Here is a 21,600-nt window from a genome sequence, read left to right as displayed (position 1 = left end):
ACAGTGCCGGGCATTGCAATGGGAAGCCCGACTAAATCTGTCCGCGTGTCCCGGCGCAATACCGGATCGGGCGCCGAACGCCTAACTTTCCCAGAACTTTTGACGAAGACCGCCCATCGGCGCGGGGCCGTGACGGGCGTCACGTAGATTCCTACGAGTCTACTCGCGTAGAAATTTTGTGCGGGTAGTCTGAAGGAACCTGCTCAGCACCACACACCGGGAGTGCCAGTGGCACGCGTCGTAGTCGACGTCATGCTCAAGCCGGAGATCCTCGACCCCCAGGGCCAGGCGGTGCAGCGCGCACTGCCGCGGCTGGGTTTCGAAGGCATCTCCGACGTCCGTCAGGGAAAGCGATTCGAACTGGAAGTGGACGGGCCTGTCGACGAGGCCGCGCTCGCCCGCATTCACGATCTTGCCGAATCCTTCCTCGCCAACACCGTGATCGAGGACTTCACCGTCAAGGTCGAGGACACGGCGGAAGTTGCGGAGGCCGTGAAGTGACCGCTCGTATTGGCGTCGTCACTTTCCCGGGCAGCCTCGACGACCGGGACACCCGGCGCGCGATCGGCCGCGCGGGCGCCGAACCGGTCGCCCTCTGGCACCGGGACAAGGATCTCAAGCAGGTCGACGCGGTCGTCCTGCCCGGCGGTTTCTCCTACGGCGACTACCTGCGTGCCGGCGCCATCTCCCGCTTCTCGCCGGTGATGGAGACCGTCATCGAGCAGGCGAGGGCCGGCCTGCCGGTGCTCGGCATCTGCAACGGCTTCCAGGTCCTCACCGAGGCCCACCTCCTCCCGGGCGCGATGCTCGGCAACGACCACCTCCACTTCATCTGCCGCGACCAGAAGCTGCGGGTGGAGAACGCGTCGACCGCCTGGACCAGCGACTACACCGCCGGCCAGGAGATCCACATCCCGCTGAAGAACATGGACGGCCGGTACGTCGCCGACGCGTACACGCTGGACAAGCTGGAGGCGGAGGGCCGCGTCGCCTTCCGGTACCTGGACGGCAACCCCAACGGCTCGCTGCGGGACATCGCCGGCATCACCAACGAGGCCGGCAACGTCGTGGGCCTCATGCCGCACCCCGAGCACGCCACCGAGCCGCTGATCGGTACCGGACGTATCGACGGCCTGCCCTTCTTCACCTCGATCCTCAAGAAGCTGGTCACCGCATGAGCAGGACGCCTCTGGACACGGTCGAGCACGCGGCCGCGACCCCCGACGTCGAGCTGCCCTGGGCCGAACTCGGCCTGAAGAAGGACGAGTACGAGCGGATCGTGGAGATCCTGGGCCGCCGCCCGACCGGCGCCGAGCTCGCCATGTACTCCGTGATGTGGTCCGAGCACTGCTCGTACAAGTCCTCCAAGGTGCACCTGCGCCAGTTCGGCGAGAAGGCTCCCGAGAACGACGCCCTGCTCGTCGGCATCGGTGAGAACGCCGGTGTGGTGGACGTCGGCCAGGGCTACGCGGTCACCTTCAAGGTCGAGTCGCACAACCACCCCTCCTACGTCGAGCCCTACCAGGGCGCGGCCACCGGCGTCGGCGGCATCGTGCGCGACATCATCGCGATGGGCGCGCGCCCGGTCGCCGTCGTCGACCCGCTGCGCTTCGGTGCCGCCGACCACCCCGACACCAAGCGGGTGCTCCCCGGCGTGGTGGCGGGCATCGGCGGCTACGGCAACTGCCTGGGCCTGCCCAACATCGGCGGCGAGGTCGTCTTCGACGCCTGCTACCAGGGCAACCCGCTGGTCAACGCGGGCTGCGTCGGCGTGATGCGGCACGAGGACATCCACCTGGCCAAGGCCTCGGGCACGGGCAACAAGGTCATCCTGTACGGCGCCCGCACGGGCGGCGACGGCATCGGCGGCGCGTCGATCCTCGCCTCGGAGACCTTCGACGACGCCAAGCCGTCCAAGCGCCCGGCGGTCCAGGTCGGCGACCCCTTCCAGGAGAAGCTGCTCATCGAGTGCACCCTGGAGGCCTTCGCCGAGAAGCTGGTCGTCGGCATCCAGGACCTCGGCGCGGCCGGCCTGTCCTGCGCGACGAGCGAGCTGGCCTCCAACGGTTCCGGCGGCATGCGCGTCATCCTGGACGACGTCCCCCTGCGCGACTCCACGCTCTCGCCCGAGGAGATCCTCATGAGCGAGTCGCAGGAGCGCATGTGCGCGGTCGTCGAACCGGAGAAGGTCGACCGCTTCCTGGAGATCTGCGAGAAGTGGGACGTCATCGCCACCGTCATCGGTGAGGTGACCGACGGCGACCGGCTGGAGATCTACTGGCACGGTGGCAAGATCGTCGACGTCGACCCGCGCACGGTCGCCCACGAGGGCCCGGTCTACGAGCGCCCGTACGCGCGTCCCCAGTGGCAGGACGCCCTTCAGGCCGACGACGCGAACAGGCTGCCGCGCCCGCAGACGGCCGAGGAGCTGAAGGGCCAGATCCTGAAGCTCGTGGCGTCCCCGAACCAGGCGTCCAAGAAGTGGATCACCCAGCAGTACGACCACTTCGTGCAGGGCAACACCGTGCTGGCCATGCCCGAGGACTCCGGCATGATCCGGATCGACGAGGAGACCGGACTCGGTGTCGCCCTCGCCACGGACGGCAACGGCCGCTACGCCAAGCTCGACCCGTACACGGGCGCGCAGCTCGCGCTGGCGGAGGCGTACCGCAACGTCGCCACCACGGGCGCGAGGCCACTGGCGGTCTCCGACTGCCTGAACTTCGGCTCGCCCGAGGACCCGGCCGTGATGTGGCAGTTCGCGGAGGCCGTACGCGGTCTGGCGGACGGCTGCAAGCAGCTGGGCACCCCGGTGACGGGCGGCAACGTCTCGCTCTACAACCAGACGGGCGAGGCCGCCATCCACCCGACCCCGGTGGTCGCCGTCCTCGGCGTGATCGACGACGTCGCCCGCCGCACCCCGGTCGCCTTCCAGGAGGAGGGCCAGCTGCTGTACCTCCTCGGCGACACCCGCGAGGAGTTCGGCGGTTCGGCCTGGTCGCAGGTGGTCCACGACCACCTCGGCGGCCTGCCCCCGAAGGTCGACCTGGAGCGTGAGCGGCTGCTGGCCGAGATCCTGATCTCCGCCTCCCGCGACGGCATGGTCGACTCCGCGCACGACCTGTCCGACGGCGGCCTGATCCAGGCGGTCGTGGAGTCCGCCCTCCTGGGCGGCAAGGGCGCGCGTCTGGTCGTACCCGACGGCCTGGACGCGTTCACCTTCCTCCTGTCGGAGTCGGCCGGCCGCGCGATCGTCGCCGTGCCGCGCTCCGAGGAGGTCCGTTTCAACGACATGTGCGGCGCGCGCGGCCTGCCCGCCACCCGCATCGGTGTCGTGGACGGCGACACGATCGAGGTCCAGGGCGAGTTCGAGCTGCCCCTGACCGAACTGCGCGAGGCCCACGAGGGAACGATCCCGGCGCTGCTGGCGTAAGTCCCTTCGGCGTACGCGGTGCGGGCCCCGCCCATTCCTTGGGTTGGGCCCGCCCGTGCGTTCCCCACGGGCGCGTCCGCCGGTCACAGGCCGAGGCGGCCAAGCCGTGAAGGCATAGGCTCGCCGTCATGCCCCCGGCCAAGAAGCGCGCCCGGACCTACGACCCCGACAAGACCCGTGCCGCCGTTCTGGCCCAGTTCGGGCATGTGCGGGACGCGGTACGCGCCCTGACTCCCGAGCAGCTCGCGCTGCCCACGCGGCTCGGTGACTGGACCGTGCGGGATCTGGTCGCCCACATCGGCATGGCCCTGTCGGCCGTCGGCCGGCTGCTCGACCGGCCCGAACCGGCACGGCAGGACGGCGCCCTGCTCGACTGGCCGTCGGCCATCGGCGCCGACGCCCCGGCCATCGCCGCACACGCCCGCGAACTCGCCGAGCGGAACCCCGACCTCGCTGCCTATCTGGACGCCGCCGAGCGGGACTTCACGGCCGCTCTCGCCGGGCACCCGGGCACCCGGCTGCTCGGCACCAGCGCGGGCGCCCTGCCGCTGGCCGACTACGTCGTCACCCGCGCCGTCGAGCTCGTCGTCCACACCGACGACCTGAACGCCGCCGTGCCGGGCCTGGACATCCCCTACGACCGCCAGGCGCTGGCCGCCGCCACCCGGCTGCTGGCCGACGCGCTCGCCGCCCGGGCGCCCGGCGGTTCGACCGAGGTGCGCATCCCCCCGTACGCCGTCGTGCAGTGCGTGCAGGGCCCCCGGCACACCCGCGGCACCCCGCCCAACGTGGTCGAGACCGACCCGCTGACCTGGGTCCGGCTGGCCGCCGGCCGGCTGGCGTGGCAGGACGCCGTGGCGGCCGCCGAGGTCAGCGCGAGCGGGGAGCGGGCCGATCTCGGCGGGCTGCTGCCGCTCCTGGCCTGAACCCGCTCCCTGCGGCGTCCACGGCCCGAATGATGTGCGACACCTCACTCATGCCCCCCGCGGAAAAGTCCGCCGCGCCTTCCCGACGCCGCCGTCACCACCGGATGGGCCATCGATTCACCGCTCTGACCTGCTAAAACGGCGATGGCGCGCGGGAAGCGGCAGGAAAGCGGTCCCGGATGGGCGCGCATCCCCAATTCGGACCAGTGGTCGACCTCGCCTACACTCGATGCCGTGCCACGTGGTGACGGACGACTCAACCACGACCTGCTCCCCGGTGAGAAGGGCCCCCAGGACGCGTGCGGCGTCTTCGGTGTCTGGGCTCCGGGTGAAGAGGTCGCAAAGCTCACGTACTTCGGGCTGTACGCCCTCCAGCATCGGGGCCAGGAATCCGCGGGTATCGCGGTCAGCAACGGCTCCCAGATCCTCGTCTTCAAGGACATGGGCCTGGTCTCCCAGGTCTTCGACGAGACCTCACTCGGCTCCCTCCAGGGTCACATCGCGGTCGGACACGCCCGCTACTCGACCACCGGCGCCTCCGTGTGGGAGAACGCCCAGCCGACGTTCCGCGCGACAGCGCACGGATCGATCGCCCTCGGTCACAACGGCAACCTGGTCAACACCGCCCGGCTCGCCGAACTGGTCGCCGACCTGCCGAAGGACAACAACGGGCGCTCCACCCGCGTCGCGGCCACCAACGACACCGACCTGCTCACGGCCCTGCTGGCCGCCCAGGTCGACGCCGAAGGCAAGCCGCTGACCATCGAGGAGGCGGCCCACACCGTCCTGCCACAGGTCAAGGGCGCCTTCAGCCTCGTCTTCATGGACGAGCACACCCTCTATGCCGCCCGTGACCCGCAGGGCATCCGCCCGCTGGTCCTGGGCCGCCTGGAGCGCGGCTGGGTCGTCGCCTCGGAGACCGCCGCACTGGACATCACCGGTGCCAGCTTCGTCCGGGAGATCGAGCCCGGCGAGTTCGTCGCCATCGACGAGAACGGTCTGCGTACCTCCCGATTCGCGGAAGCGAAGCCCAAGGGCTGTGTCTTCGAGTACGTGTACCTGGCCCGCCCGGACACCGACATCGCCGGCCGGAACGTCTACCTCTCCCGCGTCGAGATGGGCCGCCGCCTGGCGAAGGAGGCCCCCGTCGAGGCCGACCTCGTCATAGCGACTCCGGAGTCCGGCACCCCCGCCGCCATCGGGTACGCGGAGGCCTCCGGCATCCCCTTCGGCAGCGGCCTGGTGAAGAACGCCTACGTCGGCCGCACCTTCATCCAGCCCTCGCAGACCATCCGCCAGCTCGGCATCCGCCTGAAGCTGAACCCGCTGAAGGAAGTCATCAAGGGCAAGCGCCTGATCGTCGTCGACGACTCGATCGTGCGCGGCAACACCCAGCGGGCCCTGGTGCGGATGCTGCGCGAGGCCGGCGCCGCCGAGGTGCACATCCGGATCTCCTCGCCGCCGGTGAAGTGGCCCTGCTTCTTCGGCATCGACTTCGCCACCCGGGCCGAGCTCATCGCCAACGGCATGAGCATCGACGAGATCGGCACCTCGCTGGGTGCCGACTCGCTGGCGTACATCTCCATCGACGGCATGATCGAGGCGACCACCATCGCCAAGCCGAACCTGTGCCGCGCCTGCTTCGACGGCGAGTACCCGATGGAGCTGCCCGACCCCGAGCTGCTCGGCAAGCAGCTGCTGGAGTCCGAGCTGGCCGCCGGGCCGGCCGCCACGGCCGCGGCCGACGCGATCCGCCGCCCGTAAGCACCGCAAGACGACACGAAGGTTCCCAAGGTCATGTCTTCCGAGACCACTGGCGCCAGCTACGCGAGCGCGGGCGTCGACATCGAGGCGGGCGACCGCGCCGTAGAGCTCATGAAGGAGTGGGTGAAGAAGACCCGCCGCGCCGAGGTGCTCGGCGGCCTCGGCGGCTTCGCCGGCCTCTTCGACGCCTCCGCCCTCAAGCGCTACGAGCGCCCGCTGCTCGCCTCCGCCACGGACGGCGTCGGCACCAAGGTCGACATCGCACGCCGGCTCGGCGTGTACGACACCATCGGCCACGACCTGGTCGCCATGGTCATGGACGACATCGTGGTGTGCGGCGCCGAGCCGCTGTTCATGACCGACTACATCTGCGTCGGCAAGGTCCACCCCGAGCGGGTCGCCGCCATCGTCAAGGGCATCGCCGAGGGCTGCGTCCTGGCCGGCTGCGCGCTGATCGGCGGCGAGACCGCGGAACACCCGGGGCTGCTCGGCGAGGACGACTTCGACGTCGCCGGCGCGGGTACGGGCGTCGTGGAGGCGGACCGGCTGCTCGGCCCGGAACGCATCCGTAAGGGTGACGCGGTGATCGCCATGGCGTCCTCCGGGCTTCACTCCAACGGGTACTCCCTGGTCAGGCATGTGCTGCTGGACCAGGCCGGTCTGCCCCTGGAGGCGCACGTCGAGGACCTCGGCCGCACCCTCGGCGAGGAGCTGCTGGAGCCGACCAGGATCTACTCGCTGGACTGCCTGGCCCTGATCCGCACCACCGAGGTGCACGCCTTCAGCCACGTCACCGGCGGCGGACTCGCCGCCAACCTGGCCCGGGTGATCCCGGACGGTCTGCACGCCGTGGTCGACCGCGCCACCTGGACCCCGGCGCCCGTCTTCGACCTGGTCGCGAAGACCGGCGGTGTCGAGCGGCTGGAGCTGGAGAAGACCCTCAACGTGGGCGTGGGCATGATCGCGATCGTGCCCGAGGAGTCGGCCGACGTGGCCCTCGCCACGCTGGCCGACCGCGGGGTCGACGCCTGGGTGGCCGGCGAGATCACCGACCGCGGCGAGCACACCACGGGCGCGGCCCTGGTGGGGGACCACGCGTGAACCACCCCCGCGAGCGGCACGCTCCGGCCGCCGATGCCCGGTCGGCTTCGGCGGGCGTACGAAACCCGGTCCGGTGCGTGAGCCCCGGACCGGGTGAGGTGCGATGCCTACGGCACGCCGGAGACGGCTGAGCCGCCGCGGGCGTTATGCGCCGCGACGGTGTTGCCGCGAGGAGTTGTCGTCCTCGTCCTCGTCGTCGTCCTCGTACAAATCGGCGTACCGTGCGTACAGGTCGTCGTCGTGCTCATCGTCCTCGAAGCGGTCGCCGTTCGGTGACTGATTCGACGTCGATGCGCCCAGCTCCTCGGCCAGGCGTGAGAGGTCTGTCCCACCGCTGTTGTACTTCAGCTGGCGGGCGACCTTCGTCTGCTTGGCCTTGGCCCGGCCGCGCCCCATGGCTCGACCCCCTCAACGACGGGGCTCAACGGCCCCAGAGTCTGACACGCGTTCATGATCCGGAACGGGCTCTCCATGGAGAGACCGGTCCGTAGGGCTTCCACGGTACCTGAGCCCGCGCCCATACGGTACGTCGCCCACCGGACGCGCGTGTGCACAGGACCGTCGAGGAAGCCTGTCCTTGCTGGTCAGTGGCGATTTTAACCACTTATCCGCAGACGACCCGCCGGTGGAAGTGAGAGTTGTCTCCACCTGTCCACCGGCAGGTACCGCGTGGACGCGCGACGTGCGCCGTGCCGTCAGCGGGCGGCCCGGGCGTCCGCCATCCGCTGCTCGGCGATCCGGTCGGCCGCGGCGGCCGGCGGAATCCCGTCCTCCTTCGCACGTGCGAATATGGCGAGCGTGGTGTCGAAGATCTCCGACGCCTTCGCCTTGCATCGGTCGAAGTCGAAGCCGTTCAGCTCGTCGGCGACCTGGATGACACCGCCGGCGTTCACCACGTAGTCGGGCGCGTAGAGGATCGAGCGGTCGGCCAGGTCCTTCTCGACGCCCGGGTGGGCGAGCTGGTTGTTGGCCGCGCCGCACACCACCCTGGCGGTCAGCACCGGCACGGTGTCGTCGTTCAGGGCGCCGCCGAGCGCGCAGGGGGCGTAGACGTCCAGCCCCTCGGTGCGGATCAGCGCGTCGGTGTCGGCCGCCACCCGCACGGCGGGGTGCTTGTCGACGATGCGCTGGACGGCGTCCTGCCGGACGTCCGTGATCACGACCTGGGCACCCTCCTTGAGCAGGTGCTCGACGAGGTGGTGCCCGACCTTGCCGACGCCCGCGATACCGACCTTGCGGTCGCGCAGCGACGGGTCGCCCCACAGGTGCTGCGCGGAGGCGCGCATGCCCTGGTAGACACCGAAGGAGGTCAGCACCGAGGAGTCGCCGGCGCCGCCGTTCTCGGGCGAGCGGCCGGTGGTCCAGCGGCACTCGCGCGCCACGACGTCCATGTCGGCCACGTACGTGCCGACGTCGCAGGCGGTGACGTAACGCCCGCCGAGCGAGGCGACGAACCGCCCGTAGGCGAGCAGCAGCTCCTCGGTCTTGATCTGCTCCGGGTCACCGATGATCACGGCCTTGCCGCCGCCGTGACGGAGGCCGGCCATGGCGTTCTTGTACGACATGCCGCGCGCGAGGTTCAGCGCGTCGGCGACGGCCTGCTCCTCGTTCGCGTACGGGTAGAAGCGCGTACCGCCGAGCGCGGGGCCCAGGGCGGTGGAGTGGATGGCGATGACGGCCTTGAGGCCGCTGGCGCGGTCCTGACAGAGCACGACTTGCTCATGACCCCCCTGCTCCGAGTGGAACAGGGTGTGCAGGACGCCGTTGGTCACGTCGGTCACGGTGGTGACTCCCGGGTAAGTAGCGGCGAGCGGGGACTGGCCCTCCGAAGACCCTCGCGCGTTGTGGTGGCGGGGGGCGGGAGGAGGGGTGGTGGGCAGCGGCCGGTGGGCCGCTCAGCAGGAGATTAGACCCTGACCCCCCTTTCCATGACCGCGGTGGTGGGGATCACCCTCCCCCGGAGTACGCCGCCACCCGGGCGTGGGACGATTTGCAGTGGTTTTCCGTCCACCCGGGTGCGGGCCGGGCGGGTTTCGGGTCCGGTCCGGTGGGGAGGGAGCAGGCGTGCCCAAGGTGTCCTCCGTGGTCGTCCCGTACGCGACCTACTTGCGCGTCTACGAGCCGCTGGCCGCCTTCCCGGAGCCGGAGCGCAGCCACTGGGCGCGCTATGCCCGCCGCCCCGACCGCCCTTCCTACCAGGACGAACTGCGCCGCTCGCTGGCCGACCTGCTCCCCACCCCGCCGGTTCCGGTGCCGGTGCACGAGAGCCCGGACGCGTTCGTGCTCGACGTCGAGGGGGTGGTCTGCGTCTGCCCCTGGCGCACCCGGCTGCGCGGCTGGCAGGCCCTGGGCGACCTCGCCGAGGAGTTCCCGGCCGTCGTACTGGACGCGGTGCTGCCGCCGGTGGTGCGCCGCCAGGCCGCCCAGGACTACGAGCGCTGGCTGGCCGACAACCCCGACGCCCGCCCCTGGATCCGTACCGCGACCTGGCAGGTGCCGCTGAACTGGTTCGTGCTGGTCTCGGACGAGGAACGCGAGTACGTCAAGGGCTCCGGGGACGCCGGCGACCACGGCGGCTTCGGGGACGGCGTGCCGGTGCTGCGCTACCGGACGCCGATGGCGCAGGCGCGGCGGCGGGTGGCACGCGGGCTGCGGGCGCTCAAGGACGCCATCGACGAGGGGCCGCTGATCGACGGCCTGGTGGACGTCGGACGCTGGCTGGAGGAGTTCCATCCGCGCTCGCTGGTGGAGCTGGACTACGGCGGGCTGGTGCACGCGCTGCCGGCCGGTGAGCTGGAGGGCGACCACTCGGCCGCCGACGTGGCCGAGGGGATCGAGGCGCTGCGCCAGGGCGACGGGGCGGCCGCGGGGGAGGCGTACGGGCGGCTCGTGGAGCGCTGGCGGACGGTGCGCGACCGGCGCTCCGCCAACTGACGCCCTGCCAGGCCCTTGTCGGAGTGACGCAGATCACGGTTGAACGGGACGTGAACGGCGTACCGCCGAGGGCGTTTCCGGGAGCTGACGGGACGTAGGTTCTGATCCGGGCGTTTGCATCAAGGGTGACGGACGGCACTTACCCGACCCTTGCGCCGCTTGCCTCTGCTCGTGCCAAAATAGGACAAGGAGTCCGGGGAGGGCTCCATCCGTCCAACTGTGCTCCACTGTGGGGCGGAATCTCCGCATTGCACTCTTTGGGGGGTCTGGCGACTCTTGATCGCGCTGTGACTGATCGTCACAGTGGCGTGACTGTCCGCTATGGCATGGTCCATCGGCTTCCGTCGCTGATGAACACCTGGGAGGGCAATTCCATCGGTTTGGCCGACGCGGCTGGACAGATGGTGTAGTTGTAGTGCCGAGGACAAGCCGTTCGTCCTATAACCGACTCGACTCGCGTCCGCCATTTCGGGCAACGCGGGTCAAGGTGCAGAATTTAGAGGAAAGAACCGAGAAGGTTCGGTTCTCCCGAGGAGGCCGCTCATGACCGCTCGCACCCCTGATGCCGAGCCGCTGCTGACCCCGGCTGAGGTCGCCACCATGTTCCGCGTCGACCCCAAGACGGTCACGCGCTGGGCGAAGGCCGGCAAGCTCACGTCGATCCGCACGCTCGGCGGACACCGCCGCTACCGCGAGGCCGAGGTCCGCGCGCTGCTCGCGGGTATTCCGCAGCAGCGCAGCGAGGCCTGAACAACCGAATAACCGGACGAACCGGCTGGTCCCCCAACTGGCCGAGGCGCCCGGAACCGCAGCTCCAAGCGACGCGGATCCTGCCCCAACAGGCCCCACGCCCAAGCCGTCAGAGCTCCGCAGGCAAGTGAACAAGGGTGCGTCGTCGATCGCGCTGGACTCCACCGGGTCCAGCGCGATCTTTTGTGTGTCTTCCGGAGTCCGCGGGTGGCTCTGTGAGCGGGCTTGTCGGAGTCTGGGGAGGCTCGGCGGATCATCTGTGGAGCAACACGCAGGGCAGTGCAATTGCACATATTAAATTGACCCTGTGTAGGGCGGGTGTAAGTACCGCACTTTCAGAAATTCATTCGGTGACACCCGTCACATGCCGAGGCGCTTGTTGCCGGCCGTGTCTCTGCGCTAGTGGAGGTTCCGGTTCCATCGCCCCACGCCCGCAAGGGAGTTCGGGATTCGAGGTGCGCCCCGGCGCGGCTCACGCCGGCGAGGGGCTGTCCTCCTCCACCGCCTCCTCCGGGGCGCCGGAGACCGTCCGTGGGGCGCCGTCCATCGCCAGTCGCAGCAGATGGTGGCAGACGGCGCAGCGGCGGGTGAGATGGCGGTACGACGAGGCGGCCGCGAGATGTGCACGGAGTAGCGCCCGCGTCTCGTGCCTGGCCGATGCCGCCATACGCCACCTCCAGTGGACCGCAGGAGAGCGGAGCTTGCTCCCTGGGTACCGAGGGAATGTGACGCCGTCAAGACACGGCGGCGCGCCACGGGCCGCCACGGGACCCCTCTGCCCCTCCGGGATCGTGCGGACGGGGTGCGCGCACATACGGGAAGAGGGCCCGCAACCCCCTCGGGGATGTGGGCCCTCTTGACAATGCGGTCCTGACGGGATTTGAACCCGCGGCCTCCACCTTGACAGGGTGGCGAGCACTCCAAACTGCTCCACAGGACCTGGTTTCGCGGCGCCATTCGTGCGTTGCGCTGCGAGAAGAGACTGTACAGGAGCAGGGGCCCACGGTCGAACTCACTTAGCGTGCGCGCGCTGTCACGGGGCGGCCGCGTCGATCGCCTTCACGATCCGCTTGTCGGAGACCGGGTACGCCGTGCCCAGCGCGTGCGCGAAGTAGCTCACCCGGAGCTCCTCGATCATCCAGCGGATGTCCAGGACCGAGGACGGCACCGGTCGGCCCCGCGGCATCTGCTCGAGCAGCCACGCGTACTCGTCCTGCATCTCGTGGACCTTCTCCATGCGCGTGGTGTCCCGCTGGACGTTCGTCGGCATCTGCTGGAGCCGGCGGTCGGCGGCCACCAGGTAGCGCATCAGGTCCGGCAGGCGCCGTATCCCGGACGCCGTGACGAATCCGGGCTTCACCAGGCCGTCCAGCTGCGTCCGCAGGTCCGCCAGGTTCGGCAGCAGCGCGGGGCTGCGTACGGCCTTCAGACGGCGCTCACAGGCCTGCCAGGCGGCCAGCACCTGCTGCACCTGGTCCACCGTCCGCACGGTCATGTCCACGATCTCGGCACGCACCTTGTCGTACAGCTTCCGGTACGACTCCTCGTCCCAGACCGGCCCGCCGAAGTCCGTGATCAGCCGGTCCGCCGCCGCCGTCGCGCAGTCGTCGAACAGCGCCTGGATCGAGCCGTGCGGGTTCGCCGAGAGGGCGAGCTTCTGCTGGTTGCTCAGCTTTTCGGACGCGAACTTCGCCGGATTGACCGGGATGTTGCGCAGGATCAGCCGCCGCGTGCCCCGCCACATGGCCTCGGCCTGCTCGGCCTCGGTGTCGAAGAGCCGTACGGACACGGTGTCGCCGTCGTCGACGAGCGCCGGGTAGGCCTTCACCGGCTGGCCGGCCCGACGGGTCTCGAAGACCCGGCTGAGCGTGCCGATGGTCCAGTCGGTCAGGCCCTTGCGCTCCAGGGACTCCCCGCCCTGCCGCTCCGCCGTCGCCGCGGCGGCCTGGGACAGGGCCTTGCGCGCCCTGGGCTTCAACTTCAGCTTCAGCGCCTGGAGGTCCTTGTCCTCGGCCAGCTTGCGGCGCCGCTCGTCGACGATCCGGAAGGTGATCTTCAGGTGGTCGGGGACCCTGGACCAGTCGAAGTCCTCGGCCTCGAAGGGCACACCGACCATGCGCTTCAGCTCGCGCGCCATGGTGCTGGTCAGCGGCTCCTGCAACGGCACCGCCCTCTCCAGGAACGCCTTCGCGTAGTTCGGCGCCGGCACGTAGTTGCGGCGGACGGGCTTGGGCAGGGAGCGGATCAGCTCGGTGACGACCTCCTCGCGCAGCCCAGGGATCTGCCAGTCGAAGCCCTCGTCCGTGACCTGGTTCAGCACCTGCAACGGGATGTGGACGGTCACGCCGTCCGCGTCCGCGCCCGGCTCGAACTGGTACGTCACCCGGAACTTGAGGTTCCCCTGCCGCCAGGAGTCCGGATAGTCGGCCTTGGTGACCGCCTCCGCCGACTCCCGGATGAGCATCTCCCGCTCGAAGTCCAGGAAGTCCGGCTGCTCGTGCCGCTTGCGCTTCCACCAGGAGTCGAAGTGCGCCCCGGAGACGACGTGTTCGGGCACCCGCTGGTCGTAGAAGTCGAACAGCGTCTCGTCGTCCACGACGATGTCCCGGCGCCGCGCCCGGTGCTCCAGCTCCTCCACCTCGCTGAGGAGCTTGCGGTTGTCGGCGAAGAACTTGTGGTGCGTACGCCAGTCGCCCTCGACGAGCGCGTTGCGGATGAAGAGCTCCCGGCTGAGCTCCGCGTCGATCCGCCCGTAGTTCACCTTGCGCTGGGCGACGATCGGAACGCCGTACAGCGTGACCTTCTCGTACGCCATCACCGCCGCCTGGTCCTTCTCCCAGTGCGGTTCGCTGTACGTCCGCTTCAGCAGGTGCCCGGCGAGCGGCTCGACCCACTCCGGCTCGATCTTCGCGTTGACGCGGGCCCACAGACGGGATGTCTCGACGAGCTCGGCGGACATCACGAAGCGCGGCGGCTTCTTGAACAGTGCCGAGCCGGGGAAGATCGCGAACTTGGCGTTGCGGGCGCCCAGGTACTCGCCACGGCCGCCGTCCTTGCGCGCACCGGGCCCGGAGTCCTTGGACTCCTTCACGTCCTTCACGCCGATGTGCGAGAGCAGACCGGCCAGCAGCGAGACGTGGATCCGGTCTGCGGGCGCGTCCTGGTCGTTGAGGTCGATGCCCATCTGCTTGGCGACCGTGCGCAGCTGGCTGTAGATGTCCTGCCATTCACGAATGCGCAGGAAGTTGAGGAACTCCTGCTTGCACATGCGCCGGAACGACGAGGAGCCCCGCTCCTTCTGCTGCTCGCGGATGTAACGCCACAGGTTGAGGAAGGCGAGGAAGTCGCTGGTCTCGTCCCGGAAGCGTGCGTGCTGCTGGTCGGCCTGGGTCTGCTTGTCGGCGGGACGCTCGCGCGGGTCCTGGATGGACAGCGCGGCGGCGATCACCATGACCTCGCGGACGCAGCCGTTGCGGTCGGCCTCCAGCACCATGCGGGCCAGGCGAGGGTCGACCGGCAGCTGGGCGAGCTTGCGGCCGGTCTGCGTGAGCCGTTTGCGGGGGTCCTTCTGCGCCGGGTCCAGCGCGCCCAGCTCCTGGAGCAGCTGCACGCCGTCACGGATGTTGCGGTGGTCCGGCGGGTCGATGAACGGGAACTTCTCGATGTCGCCGAGGCCGGCCGCGGTCATCTGGAGGATGACGGAGGCGAGGTTGGTGCGCAGGATCTCCGCGTCCGTGAACTCCGGGCGGGTGAGGAAGTCGTCCTCGCCGTACAGCCGGATGCAGATGCCGTCGGACGTACGCCCGCAGCGGCCCTTGCGCTGGTTGGCGCTGGCCTGCGAGACCGGCTCGATCGGCAGCCGCTGCACCTTGGTGCGGTGGCTGTACCGGGAGATCCGGGCGAAGCCGGGGTCGATGACGTACTTGATGCCGGGGACGGTCAGGGAGGTCTCGGCGACGTTGGTCGCCAGGACGATCCTGCGGCCGGTGTGCGGCTGGAAGACCCGGTGCTGCTCGGCGTGCGACAGCCGCGCGTACAGCGGCAGCACCTCGGTGAACCGGTAGTTCTTCTTGTTGAGCGCGTCGGCCGTGTCGCGGATCTCCCGCTCCCCCGAGAGGAAGATGAGGATGTCCCCGGGCCCTTCGGCCATGAGCTCCTCCACCGCGTCCGTGATCGCGGTGATCTGGTCCCGGTCGGCGTCGTCGGAGTCTTCCTCCAGCAGCGGCCGGTAACGCACCTCCACGGGATACGTCCGCCCGCTGACCTCGACGATCGGGGCGTCCCCGAAGTGCCGAGAGAAGCGTTCGGGATCGATGGTGGCCGAGGTGATGACGACCTTGAGGTCCGGCCGCCGCGGCAGCAGCTGCGCGAGATAGCCCAGCAGGAAGTCGATGTTGAGGGACCGCTCGTGGGCCTCGTCGATGATGATGGTGTCGTAGGCCCGCAGCTCGCGGTCGGTCTGGATCTCGGCGAGCAGGATGCCGTCCGTCATCAGCTTGACGAACGTGGCGTCGGGATCCACCTGGTCGGTGAACCGCACCTTCCAGCCGACGGCCTCACCGAGCGGGGTGTCCAGCTCCTCTGCCACGCGTTCCGCGACGGTACGGGCGGCGATCCGGCGGGGCTGGGTGTGCCCGATCATGCCGCGCACCCCCCGGCCGAGCTCCATGCAGATCTTCGGGATCTGCGTGGTCTTCCCGGACCCGGTCTCACCGGCGACGATGACGACCTGGTGAGCGCGGATCGCGTCGGCGATCTCGTCCTTCTTCTGGCTGACCGGCAGCTGCTCGGGATAGCTGACCGCCGGCACCCGGAAACGCCGGGCGGACATGCGCTCCTCCGCCTTCCCGACCTCGCCGTCGATCTCGGCGAGAACGGCGGCGCGCGCCTCCGGATTGCGAATCTTGCGCGCGCCTTCGAGCCTGCGGCCGAGCCGGTGCGCGTCACGCAGCGACAACTCGTTCAGGCGGGAGGCGAGGGCGCCGAGGGCGGGGGCAGGATGCGTAGACATACGGGATCCAGGATCTCATCCCCGAGAAATTCCTGGCGAACGCTTTTGCCGCGGGCCGCCGGCGGTGGCGCTCCGGTGCGCGCGTACGTCCTCGGGTGGTGTCACGGTGCCCGCGAACAAAAGAAGATCCCGCCCATCGGGCGGGATCTTTCTCTTGTGGCCGGGGCCGGGGGCGGGCGACCTTCCGCTTTTCAGGCCGTGTCTGTGCTCACCAGCGCCTGATCACGAGGTCAGCGGGTGATCTGCGCCAGCCGTGGTTGTGCGCTTCTGTTGGCGTACGGGTTGGCGTACGCCAAGTCGTGTCACCACTCCTTCACTGGGGCTGGCTGGGAGGCGGCTGAAGGCTGTGAGGTGGTGCTGGTGTTGTTGCTGGTGTTGGAGTTAAAGATCAAGAGCACGGCCCCAAGGACGAGGAACAGGACGACCAGGGCTTTGCCCGCGTTGCTGAGCAGCAGCGGGCGGGTGGCCGAGCGGGGTTGCTCGGTGGGGGTGGGCTCGTCGCCGAACAGCCGCTTGGGGTAGGCCGCGGTGAGCATCATCATGTAGGCGTACAGACGCATGTCGTAGCGGGCGGTGGCGGCGGTCGCCTCGAACAGCGGGCGCGGCATCCGGCCGCGGATCAGCACCAGGAGCCAGAAGATGAGGCAGATCACGTACCAGCCGTAGATGAGCAGCTCCACCACGATGGCGGCGGGGATGAGGAGAATGACGCGGAACAAGACGGCGAGGCGGTTGAGCTTGCCGGGGTGGACCTCGACCTGGACGGGGTAGTCGGGCGCCCGGAAGGCGAACGGCGGGTAGGTGTCGACCAACAGCATCGCGTAGGCGGTGACGCGGGTCGAGTAGACGAGGTAGCCGGTCAGGAACGAGGCGATCGGTTCGGGCAGCCGTCCGGTGATCAGAGCGGCGAACCAGCCGACGACCATGACGACGAACGCGGCGATCCACAGGAAGAGCAGGGCGATGGCTTGGGGGATCAGCAGGAGCCAGCGCAGCAGCACGGTCCAGCGGCGCTGCCGGCCGGGCTCGGGGAGATCCAATTCCGGGAGTACCTCCGGCGGGGGAGCGGGGGGCGGCGCCCACGTATGGTCTGCCATAGCCAGCTCCTGTCAGGTCCGCGACTGTCGCTCGGCTCAGAGCTCCAGGATCACACTGGTCGGCCCGGTGCACGCGGGGTGAGGACCAACCGGGTGACCGGCTTGTTCGCAGTTGGGGGTGCGAACCGCCCCGGCGGATCGGGCAGGCTTCGGGCCTGCGCGCAAGACGCGGTGCTGGCCGTGTCACCGGCTCGATGCGGCGTGCCCCTGGGTGCTCTCTGGGATGAGTCGGCTTGTGAAGCCGTGTGATGCAAGCCGCTCGTAGGCATGAATCACGTCGTTGGGAACGGCTTGCGAGATCATGAAGCCGTGAGCGGGATAGATCAGCAGGCGTTGTAGCGACCCGACGAGCACGTTGATGACCAGGCGTGCGTCGCGGATTGAGTCGACGTATTCGGGGAGCGTCATGAGCGTGGACGCGCTGACGAATTCGACCTCCGCCACGGGGCGTGCTGGTCGCGCAGATGTGGCCTCTGAACAGTGCCGAGCGGCGCGCCGTGCTCGGGGCGCTCGCCGGGGCCTCGTACCGGGTCCTGCGCGGCAAGAGCACCACCCGGCAGGAGAACCGGCTGGAGTCTGTCTCGGAGCACGCGGTCACCCGGCTGACGGCCGAGATCACAGCGCTGCACATTGAGCGTCAGCGCATCGTGCGTGAGTACGCCGCCGCGAAGGCCGCCAAGACGGGTGCGTCGCGGTGGTGGTGAACACGCAGCCTGCGAGCGGCCGTTGCCCGGCCGCGCACCCGGACGACCCCATCCCGTGCGAGAGTCCGCCGAGGACCGGTTGCACGCGCTCTACGTGCTCGCCCTGGTCCTGGGGATGCGCCGGGGTGAGTTGCTGGGTCTGCGCTGGGATGCGGTGGACTTCGACCGGGAGACGCTGATTGTGAAGCGGGCTCTCCAACGCGTCTCCGGGGAACTCCGGTTGGTCCGGCCCAAGACCTCGCTTCGGTCCGCACCGTCCCGCTTCCGCCGGCCGTCGTGAAGGCGCTCACCGAGCACCGTGAGCGCCAGGCGCAGGAGCGGGCCGCCGCCGGGACGGAGTGGAAGGAAAATGGGCTGATCTTCACGTCCCGGCTCGGCACCCCGTTGGAGCCGGACAACCTTCGGCGGAGTTGGCACCCGCTTCGCGCGAGGCTGGGGCTGGAGATCCGGTTTCACGATCTGCGGCACTCCGCTGTGTCGCTGCTGCTCGATCTCGGGGTCCCGTCCCACGTCGTCCGGCAGATCGTCGGTCACAGCGACATCGGGGTGACCATGAAGGTCTACGCCCCCGCCTCGCTCGATGAACAGCGGAAGGCGCTCCGGGAGCTGGGTGACACGCTCTCCTGAGGGTCGTTGGCGTACCGGTTGGCGTAGACGGCATGAAAACGGCCCCGCCGAATGATCTTCGGTGGGGCCGTATGCCCTGGTGAGGGCGGTTGTGGCTGGGGCCGGGGTCGAACCGGCGACCTTCCGCTTTTCAGGCGGACGCTCGTACCAACTGAGCTACCCAGCCACGAGGTTTCACGTGAAACCTCAGCGGTCCTGACGGGATTTGAACCCGCGGCCTCCACCTTGACAGGGTGGCGAGCACTCCAAACTGCTCCACAGGACCATGGTTGCGTGCGAACCGACGAACGTAAGTGTCGCACACCGTACTGCGTGCCCCCAACGGGATTCGAACCCGTGCTACCGCCTTGAAAGGGCGGCGTCCTAGGCCGCTAGACGATGAGGGCTATCGGCCCGCCTGGGCGCTTCTCAGCGCGTCGGGGACGTGAAAAGCATAGGGGATGGCCGGGGGTATCGCCAAAACCGTTTACGAGTCGGAGGGGGAGGCCGCGGACGAGGAGGGCGTGGAGGGGGAGGGCGCGGACGGGGAAGGGGCGGCGCCCGGCTTGTTCTCCTCGGGCAGGTGGCGGCTGACCTCGGCCGTCGTCTGCCCCAGGCCGCCGAGCCTGATCGCGTCCCAGGCCTGGAGGCGGCGGCTGTCCCGGTCGAGGTAGAGGATCGACGCCTCGATCGGGGCCGGGTGCTTCCCCTCGACCGCGCGCAGCCCGCTGCCGCCCGTGGATCCCTCCATGCGCAGCCGCGTGCCGTACTTGAGGACCTCCGTCCCCTGGTGGTGGAGGTGGCCGCACAGCACCAACGGCACGGTGCCGTCCGTCTCGCGTGCCGCGGACGGTTCGTGGGCGATGGCGATGTCGACCGGGGTGCCCTTGGCCCGCTGGTCGCGCAGGGCCGAGGCCAGTCGGGCGCCGGCCAGCTCCTCCGACGCGTTGCCGCCCGGTGCGCCGGAGCGGTCGGGGGTGAACTGGGGGTCGCCGATCCCGGCGAAGCGCAGACCGGCGACGGTCTCGGCGCGGCCGTCGTCCAGGACGTGCACGTTCTCCATCCGCTCCAGGTAGCGCTGGGTGGCCTTCGAGTCGTGGTTGCCGCGCACCCAGACATAGGCGACACCCAGGTCCTCGATCGGGTCCAGGAAGCCGTTCTCCGCCGCGGTGCCATGGTCCATCGTGTCGCCGGAGTCGACGATCACGTCCACCTCGTACTGCTCCACCAGCGAGGCGATGATCTTCCAGCTCGCCGGGTTGAGATGGATGTCGGAGACGTGCAGGACCCGGATCGTCGTCGGGTCCGGCTGGTAGGCGGGGAGCGTGGAGGTGACGTCGTAGAGCTTGGTCACGTTCGTCACCAGGCGCGCCAGCTCCTTCTGGTAGACGTCGAACTCGGTGACGATGCTGCGCGCGTTGCCGACCACGGAGGGCGCCGAGGACAGCAGTCCGGAGAACTTCGGCTCCAGCACCGACTGGGGGTTCCAGGTGGCGTACGCCGTCGCCCCGGACGCGGCGAGCAGGGTCAGGGCCAGGCCGCCGGCCGCCAGGGCGCGGCGGGGGCGGCGGTAGACCGCCAGGCCGAGCGCGGTGGCGCCGGAGACGACGGCCACGCAGGACCGCACGGCCAGGTCGAGGGTGCCGTGCTCGACGTCGTGCGCCACCTCGTCCTGGAGGCCGGAGATGCGTTCCGGGTGGTCGACCAGGGCCTGGGAGCGGACCGGGTCGAGCTGGTCGACGTTCACGTCGAGGCGGACCGGGCCTATATGGCTGTCCAGTTCCAGGGAGCCCAGCGGAGAGACGTTGATCTTCGCACCGCCACTCAGGGACGGGCGCAGGGTCATCGTGGTGTTCATGGGACCGACCGGCGCCCGTACGTTGCCGACGACCAGCAGCCCCAGCCAGGCGCCGACCAGGACGACGGCCACCAGGCCGGCGGCGCGCGCCCAGGGGCGCGGCTCGTGCGCCAACGACAGGTCCGGGCGCGGACGGGGCGACCGGCCGCGGAGGGCGACGGCGTGCACCGCCCTGCGTATGCCGCGGCGGGGGTGCGGGCGGTTCGGGTCTGCGACGGGGACGCGGGGCATTGGGCGCGTATGCCCATGCCCGACACCCGATATGCCCGCGCGCGGCATGGTCGCGCGGGTCGTACCGGACAATGACCGTGTGCTGGAGATGACGCGCGAGGAGTTCGAGGAACTGGTCGCCGAGGCCCTCGACCGGATTCCGCCGGAGCTGACGCGGCTGATGGACAACGTCGCGGTGTTCGTCGAGGACGAGCCGCCCGCCGACGATCCCGAGCTGCTCGGGCTGTACGAGGGGACCCCGCTGACGGAGCGCGGCGAGTGGTACGCGGGGGTGCTGCCCGACCGGATCACGGTCTACCGCGGGCCGACGCTGCGCATGTGCGAGACACAGGAGGACGTGATCGCGGAAACGGAGGTGACGGTGGTTCACGAGATCGCCCACCACTTCGGGATCGACGACGAGCGTCTGCACGCGCTGGGGTACGGCTGACGCTCGCCGGGAGCGGTCGCGTGTCCTTGCGCGGGTGAACGGAGTTGGGCACGGCGACTTCTTCCTCCCGGAGGTGGCTGCCCGTGCGCCCCTTGTACGTATCCGTCCGTCTCGCCGCCGCGGTCGCCGCCGTCACCGCCGCCGCGGGCTGCGTGAGCGTGGGGGAGGACGCCGACGGCGCGGCCAGGCCGTCGCACTCCGCCGGACAGCGCGGCGGCCGGGCTCCGGGCGGTGAGGACGCGGTGTCCGGCGGTGACGCGGGTCACGCCGGTGGCGGCGGGGACGGCAAGCGCGGCCACGGGGGGAAGGGGAAGCCCGGCGAGTCGCCGTCCGCGTCGGCCTCGCCGTCGGCCGAGGCCGACGCGTCGGCGGCGCCGGGCGGTGGCGGGATGCCGCCGAAGGCGGGCGAGCCGACGCCGACCGAGGCGGTGCCGGTGCCCCCGCAGACGTCCGCCGAGCCCGAGCAGCCGCCGGCCTCGCCGCCCGCTCCGACGACTCCGTCGGATCCGCCGGCGGCCGAGCCGTCACCCTCGGCGCACGACGGCACGGGGTCGCAGCTGGAACAGCGGGAGCACCTGTACAAGCCGGGCCGGCGGCCGCACCGGACGAGGGGCTGACCCGCGGTCGCGCCGCCGGTTGGCCTTCGCCACGCTGCCGGTTTGCCTTCGGGGGTGCAGGGTGCGTATGGTGGTAGATCGTTTGATCCCATTTGCCCGGCGCCCACGCAGAGCGCGCCGTGTGGCGCGTACTCTCCT

At 70.0% G+C, this 21,600-nt stretch carries 19 protein-coding genes, 4 tRNA genes and 1 pseudogene; 13 read left to right on the top strand and 11 right to left on the bottom strand.

Annotated features, from left to right (window positions below):
* Positions 1-228: 228 nt before the first annotated feature.
* The 6 genes from purS (at position 229) to purM (ending at position 7,224) form a co-directional block, all read left to right on the top strand.
* Positions 229-501, top strand: coding sequence for a phosphoribosylformylglycinamidine synthase subunit PurS (purS, locus tag ACFY4A_RS30230; RefSeq protein ID WP_390832515.1), 273 nt, complete (start codon positions 229-231; stop codon positions 499-501).
* Entirely contained in the window at positions 498-1,178 is a 681-nt protein-coding gene (gene purQ, locus ACFY4A_RS30225; RefSeq protein ID WP_390832514.1) for a phosphoribosylformylglycinamidine synthase subunit PurQ, read from the top strand. The genes purS and purQ overlap by 4 nt, the downstream gene beginning before the upstream one ends.
* Positions 1,175-3,433 (top strand): phosphoribosylformylglycinamidine synthase subunit PurL, encoded by a 2,259-nt coding sequence (gene purL, locus ACFY4A_RS30220; RefSeq protein ID WP_390832513.1) that lies wholly within the window; start codon positions 1,175-1,177, stop codon positions 3,431-3,433. The genes purQ and purL overlap by 4 nt, the downstream gene beginning before the upstream one ends.
* A 128-nt stretch (positions 3,434-3,561) precedes the next feature.
* Positions 3,562-4,359 (top strand): sterol carrier family protein, encoded by a 798-nt coding sequence (locus tag ACFY4A_RS30215; protein WP_390832512.1) that lies wholly within the window; start codon positions 3,562-3,564, stop codon positions 4,357-4,359.
* Between the two features lie 234 nt (positions 4,360-4,593).
* On the top strand, positions 4,594-6,123 hold the full coding sequence (gene purF / locus ACFY4A_RS30210; protein ID WP_390832511.1) for an amidophosphoribosyltransferase: 1,530 nt from the start codon (positions 4,594-4,596) through the stop codon (positions 6,121-6,123).
* Between the two features lie 33 nt (positions 6,124-6,156).
* Positions 6,157-7,224 carry a phosphoribosylformylglycinamidine cyclo-ligase gene (gene purM, locus ACFY4A_RS30205; protein ID WP_390832510.1) on the top strand — a complete coding sequence of 356 codons (1,068 nt, stop codon included), beginning with the start codon at positions 6,157-6,159 and terminating at the stop codon, positions 7,222-7,224.
* 144 nt (positions 7,225-7,368) lie between these two features.
* Here purM and ACFY4A_RS30200 read toward each other — a convergent pair whose 3' ends face one another.
* Positions 7,369-7,620 carry a DUF3073 domain-containing protein gene (locus ACFY4A_RS30200; RefSeq protein WP_390832509.1) on the bottom strand — a complete coding sequence of 84 codons (252 nt, stop codon included), beginning with the start codon at positions 7,618-7,620 and terminating at the stop codon, positions 7,369-7,371.
* Positions 7,621-7,919: 299 nt separating this feature from the next.
* A complete protein-coding gene (locus ACFY4A_RS30195) occupies positions 7,920-9,005 on the bottom strand; it encodes a Leu/Phe/Val dehydrogenase (protein ID WP_390832508.1) in 1,086 nt (361 codons plus the stop codon).
* Positions 9,006-9,288: 283 nt separating this feature from the next.
* Here ACFY4A_RS30195 and ACFY4A_RS30190 point away from each other — a divergent pair, with 283 nt between their 5' ends.
* Both ACFY4A_RS30190 and bldC read left to right on the top strand, forming a co-directional pair.
* A complete protein-coding gene (locus tag ACFY4A_RS30190) occupies positions 9,289-10,158 on the top strand; it encodes a hypothetical protein (protein WP_390832507.1) in 870 nt (289 codons plus the stop codon).
* A gap of 543 nt (positions 10,159-10,701) precedes the next feature.
* Complete coding sequence (gene bldC / locus ACFY4A_RS30185) at positions 10,702-10,908, top strand: developmental transcriptional regulator BldC (RefSeq protein WP_003949541.1); 207 nt, start codon at positions 10,702-10,704, stop codon at positions 10,906-10,908.
* 472 nt (positions 10,909-11,380) lie between these two features.
* Here bldC and ACFY4A_RS30180 read toward each other — a convergent pair whose 3' ends face one another.
* From ACFY4A_RS30180 to ACFY4A_RS30160, 5 genes and pseudogenes are all read right to left on the bottom strand, one after another.
* Entirely contained in the window at positions 11,381-11,575 is a 195-nt protein-coding gene (locus tag ACFY4A_RS30180) for a DUF6274 family protein (RefSeq protein ID WP_390832506.1), read from the bottom strand.
* A gap of 198 nt (positions 11,576-11,773) precedes the next feature.
* A tRNA-Asp gene (locus ACFY4A_RS30175) sits at positions 11,774-11,848 on the bottom strand.
* Positions 11,849-11,941: 93 nt separating this feature from the next.
* Positions 11,942-15,919, bottom strand: coding sequence for an ATP-dependent RNA helicase HrpA (gene hrpA, locus ACFY4A_RS30170; protein ID WP_390832505.1), 3,978 nt, complete (start codon positions 15,917-15,919; stop codon positions 11,942-11,944).
* A 302-nt stretch (positions 15,920-16,221) separates the two neighbouring features.
* Positions 16,222-17,016 (bottom strand): DUF4389 domain-containing protein, encoded by a 795-nt coding sequence (locus ACFY4A_RS30165; RefSeq protein ID WP_390832504.1) that lies wholly within the window; start codon positions 17,014-17,016, stop codon positions 16,222-16,224.
* Positions 17,017-17,199: 183 nt separating this feature from the next.
* A pseudogene (locus ACFY4A_RS30160) lies at positions 17,200-17,454 on the bottom strand (YdcF family protein); the annotation flags it as partial.
* A gap of 26 nt (positions 17,455-17,480) precedes the next feature.
* Here ACFY4A_RS30160 and ACFY4A_RS30155 point away from each other — a divergent pair.
* From ACFY4A_RS30155 to xerC, 3 genes are read left to right on the top strand one after another with little or no spacing between them, the layout of a single operon-like run.
* A complete protein-coding gene (locus tag ACFY4A_RS30155) occupies positions 17,481-17,720 on the top strand; it encodes a hypothetical protein (RefSeq protein ID WP_390832503.1) in 240 nt (79 codons plus the stop codon).
* 55 nt (positions 17,721-17,775) lie between these two features.
* Entirely contained in the window at positions 17,776-18,000 is a 225-nt protein-coding gene (locus ACFY4A_RS30150) for a hypothetical protein (protein ID WP_390832502.1), read from the top strand.
* Positions 17,997-18,347, top strand: coding sequence for a tyrosine recombinase XerC (gene xerC / locus ACFY4A_RS30145; protein WP_390832501.1), 351 nt, complete (start codon positions 17,997-17,999; stop codon positions 18,345-18,347). The genes ACFY4A_RS30150 and xerC overlap by 4 nt, the downstream gene beginning before the upstream one ends.
* Before the next feature lie 92 nt (positions 18,348-18,439).
* Here the strand turns inward: xerC and ACFY4A_RS30140 are convergent.
* From ACFY4A_RS30140 to ACFY4A_RS30125, 4 genes are all read right to left on the bottom strand, one after another.
* Positions 18,440-18,513 (bottom strand) — tRNA-Phe (locus tag ACFY4A_RS30140).
* A 24-nt stretch (positions 18,514-18,537) separates the two neighbouring features.
* A tRNA-Asp gene (locus tag ACFY4A_RS30135) sits at positions 18,538-18,612 on the bottom strand.
* 48 nt (positions 18,613-18,660) lie between these two features.
* Positions 18,661-18,733 (bottom strand) — tRNA-Glu (locus ACFY4A_RS30130).
* Positions 18,734-18,813: 80 nt separating this feature from the next.
* Positions 18,814-20,415, bottom strand: a complete 1,602-nt coding sequence (locus ACFY4A_RS30125; RefSeq protein WP_390832500.1) for a metallophosphoesterase — start codon at positions 20,413-20,415, stop codon at positions 18,814-18,816.
* 79 nt (positions 20,416-20,494) lie between these two features.
* Here ACFY4A_RS30125 and ACFY4A_RS30120 point away from each other — a divergent pair, with 79 nt between their 5' ends.
* Together ACFY4A_RS30120 and ACFY4A_RS30115 are read left to right on the top strand one after the other, a co-directional pair.
* Positions 20,495-20,845, top strand: coding sequence for a metallopeptidase family protein (locus tag ACFY4A_RS30120; protein ID WP_390832499.1), 351 nt, complete (start codon positions 20,495-20,497; stop codon positions 20,843-20,845).
* Positions 20,846-20,928: 83 nt separating this feature from the next.
* Positions 20,929-21,462: a hypothetical protein gene (locus ACFY4A_RS30115; RefSeq protein WP_390832498.1), complete on the top strand. Its 534-nt coding sequence runs from the start codon at positions 20,929-20,931 to the stop codon at positions 21,460-21,462.
* The last annotated feature ends 138 nt before the right edge of the window (positions 21,463-21,600 follow it).

The organism is Streptomyces sp. NPDC001292 (assembly GCF_042896465.1).
Lineage (GTDB): Bacteria > Actinomycetota > Actinomycetes > Streptomycetales > Streptomycetaceae > Streptomyces.
This window is presented reverse-complemented; position numbering and strand designations above follow the sequence as displayed.